The sequence below is a fragment of the Intrasporangium chromatireducens Q5-1 genome, from assembly GCF_000576575.1.
Lineage (GTDB): Bacteria > Actinomycetota > Actinomycetes > Actinomycetales > Dermatophilaceae > Intrasporangium_A > Intrasporangium_A chromatireducens.
This window is the reverse complement of the sequence record NZ_AWQS01000363.1, coordinates 1-2832: the sequence shown is the minus strand read 5'-3', so window position 1 is coordinate 2832 and position 2832 is coordinate 1. Positions and strand designations below refer to the sequence as shown.

General features: G+C 68.3%; 4 protein-coding genes. All 4 read left to right on the top strand.

All coding sequences use genetic code 11. The features are described 5' to 3' along the window. Positions 1–246, top strand: a 246-nt coding sequence (locus tag N864_RS21015; RefSeq protein WP_205621025.1) for a hypothetical protein, incomplete at its 5' end; no start/stop codon positions are given. Continuing rightward, the gene (locus N864_RS21010) at positions 243–668 is read left to right on the top strand and encodes a hypothetical protein (RefSeq protein WP_034721990.1); all 426 of its coding nucleotides are present in this window, start codon (positions 243–245) and stop codon (positions 666–668) included. The genes N864_RS21015 and N864_RS21010, both read left to right, overlap by 4 nt. A 139-nt stretch (positions 669–807) precedes the next feature. Next, the gene (locus N864_RS21005; protein ID WP_034721987.1) at positions 808–1140 is read left to right on the top strand and encodes a DUF485 domain-containing protein; all 333 of its coding nucleotides are present in this window, start codon (positions 808–810) and stop codon (positions 1138–1140) included. After that, a complete protein-coding gene (locus tag N864_RS21000; RefSeq protein ID WP_081794103.1) occupies positions 1137–2783 on the top strand; it encodes a solute symporter family protein in 1647 nt (548 codons plus the stop codon). The genes N864_RS21005 and N864_RS21000 overlap by 4 nt, the downstream gene beginning before the upstream one ends. Positions 2784–2832 lie beyond the last annotated feature (49 nt).

Here is a 2832-nt window from a genome sequence, read left to right as displayed (position 1 = left end):
GGTGAGGGACTGATGCGGAGGCGGCTGGCTGCGGCCCTGCTCTTCGGGCTGGGGGTGGTGCTGCTCTTCGTCCACACGACGATGCCCGCGCTGTGGGAGCTGTTCGGGCCAGAGGGGGACTATCCGTTGGCCTCGGCCGACGGGCCGCTCGCGCTGGCATCCGGCTTCACCCCGGTCATCGGTGCGGTGCTCATGCTGACCGCCGGGCTCGTCAGCGTGCCGCACAGGACGAGGGCTGCCGGATGAGTGCGCCGAGCTACTTCCCGACTGCCCTGTACCTCTACTTCGCCGCGGCCGGGTCGATCGTCCTCGTCCTCGTCGCCCTCGTCTTCTGGACGTGGCTGCAGGCAACGCGCCTGACGGCCGGGCGGCTCCGATCGGCTCTCGTCTGGCTCGCCGCCGGCTTCGTCGCCCTGTTCGCGTCCCAGTGGTTCGCGTGCGGGATCGGCGCCGGCCCCGGGTTCCTGCTCAGCACCGATGCGTCCATGCACCAGCCCTTCCTCGCGACCGCTGCAGCCGTGGCCGGCATGTTCTGCTCGGTTCTCGGCTGGGCCTTCGTGCTGGTCGGGCTCATCCGGGTCCGCAAGGTGCTGCGGGGCGCCCCGTCGTCCCGTGCCTCAGAGCGGGACGAGCGCGGCCCGCGAGCCGGCCTGACCGCTCGTCGCTGATTCCCCGCCGCTCGTCGCACGTGATCTCGCGCACACCGAGCCCTCTGGCCCGCTTGGCGACCGGCCGCGCGTGAGGCCGTGCCAGCACCGCACCGCGCTCCTAGCGTTGCACCACTGGTCCAACGGTTTGGAGGTTCCCTTGAGCAACGAAGCTCAACTCCGGCAGGACGATCCCAACGTCGTCCTCCAGGAGTCTGCCGAGTTTGCCGAGCTGCGGAGCAAGTTCCGCAAGTTCGTCTTTCCCCTGACCATCGCGTTCCTCGCGTGGTACTTCCTCTACGTGCTGCTCGCCGTGCTCGCCCACGACTTCATGGGAACCCGGGTCTTCGGCAACGTCACGTGGGGCCTGATCCTCGGCCTGCTGCAGTTCGTCTCCACGTTCGGGATCACGATCGCGTACGCGCGGTGGGCCGACCGTGAGTTCGACCCGGCCGCAGCGGCTCTCGCCAAGAAGATGGAGGTCAAGCAGTGAGCGCCGTCCTGCACGGGCTGCTGCCCGCCCAGACGAGTGTCGGCAACCCGACGCTCAACATCACGATCTTCATCGTCTTCGTCCTCATCACGCTCGTCATCGTCATCAGGGCGTCGCGCAACAACCGCAGCGCCGCCGAGTACTACGCCGGCGGCCGCGCCTTCACGGGGCGCCAGAACGGCATCGCGATCGCGGGCGACTACCTGTCGGCGGCCTCGTTCCTCGGCATCGCGGGCGCGATTGCCCTGAACGGCTACGACGGCTTCCTCTACTCGATCGGCTTCCTCGTCGCCTGGCTCGTCGCGCTGCTGCTCGTCGCCGAGCTGCTCCGCAACGTCGGCAAGTACACGATGGCCGACGTCCTCAGCTTCCGGCTGCGTCAGAAGCCGGTGCGCATCGCCGCCGCGATCTCGACGCTCGCCGTCTCGTTCTTCTACCTGCTGGCCCAGATGGCCGGCGCCGGCGGCCTCGTCGCCCTCCTGCTCGGCATCGACGGTGCCATCGGGCAGCGCGTCGTTGTGGCGGTCGTGGGCGTCATCATGATCTTCTACGTCATCTTCGGTGGCATGAAGGGCACCACCTGGGTGCAGATCATCAAGGCCGTGCTGCTGATCATCGGCGCCGCGGTGATGACCCTCTGGGTCCTCGGCAAGTTCGGGCTCAACCTGTCCTCGCTCCTCGGCGCCGCGAACGACGCAGCCCCGGCTGCTGCCGACGGCACGAAGCGCGACCTGCTCTCGCCGGGCCTGCAGTACAAGAACCCCTTGGACTTCATCTCGCTGTCGCTCGCGCTCGTGCTCGGCACCGCCGGCCTGCCGCACGTGCTGATGCGGTTCTACACGGTGCCGACCTCGCGGGAGGCGCGTCGTTCCGTCGTGTGGGCGATCTGGCTCATCGGGCTGTTCTACCTGTTCACCCTCGTCCTCGGCTTCGGCGCCGCAGAGCTCGTCGGCGCGAAGGAGATCAAGGGCGCACCCGGTGGCGCGAACTCCGCGGCTCCGCTGCTCGCCTTCCACCTGGGCGGCGAGATCCTCCTCGGCATCATCTCGGCCGTCGCCTTCGCCACGATCCTCGCGGTCGTGGCGGGCCTGACGATCACCGCGAGTGCCTCTCTGGCGCACGACGTCTACAACTCGGTCGTCAAGGAAGGCAAGGCGACTCCCGAGGAGGAGGTCAAGGTGGCTCGCATCGCCGCACTCGTCCTGGGCGCCGTCGCGATCATCGGTGGCATCTTCGCCATGGGCCAGAACATCGCGTTCCTCGTCGCCCTCGCCTTCGCCATCGCGGCGAGCGCGAACCTGCCGACGATCCTCTACTCGCTGTTCTGGAAGCGGTTCAACACCCGTGGTGCGCTGTGGAGCATCTACGGCGGTCTGGCCAGTGCCCTCACGCTGATCGTCTTCAGCCCGGTGGTCTCGGGCAAGGCCATCGACAAGGTGACCGGCAAGAGCCCATCCATGCTCCAGGGCATCGACTTCCACTGGTTCCCGCTCGACAACCCGGGCATCATCTCGATCCCGCTCGGCTTCCTGCTCGGCTACATCGGCACGGTGACGAGCAAGGAGTTCAACGCGGCGAAGTACGCCGAGATGGAGGTGCGCTCGCTCACCGGCCACGGGGCCGAGGTGGCAACCCACCACTGACGACCCGCGCCGGAGCAAGCGGAGGGGCCGGGACCTGCATGGCAGGCCC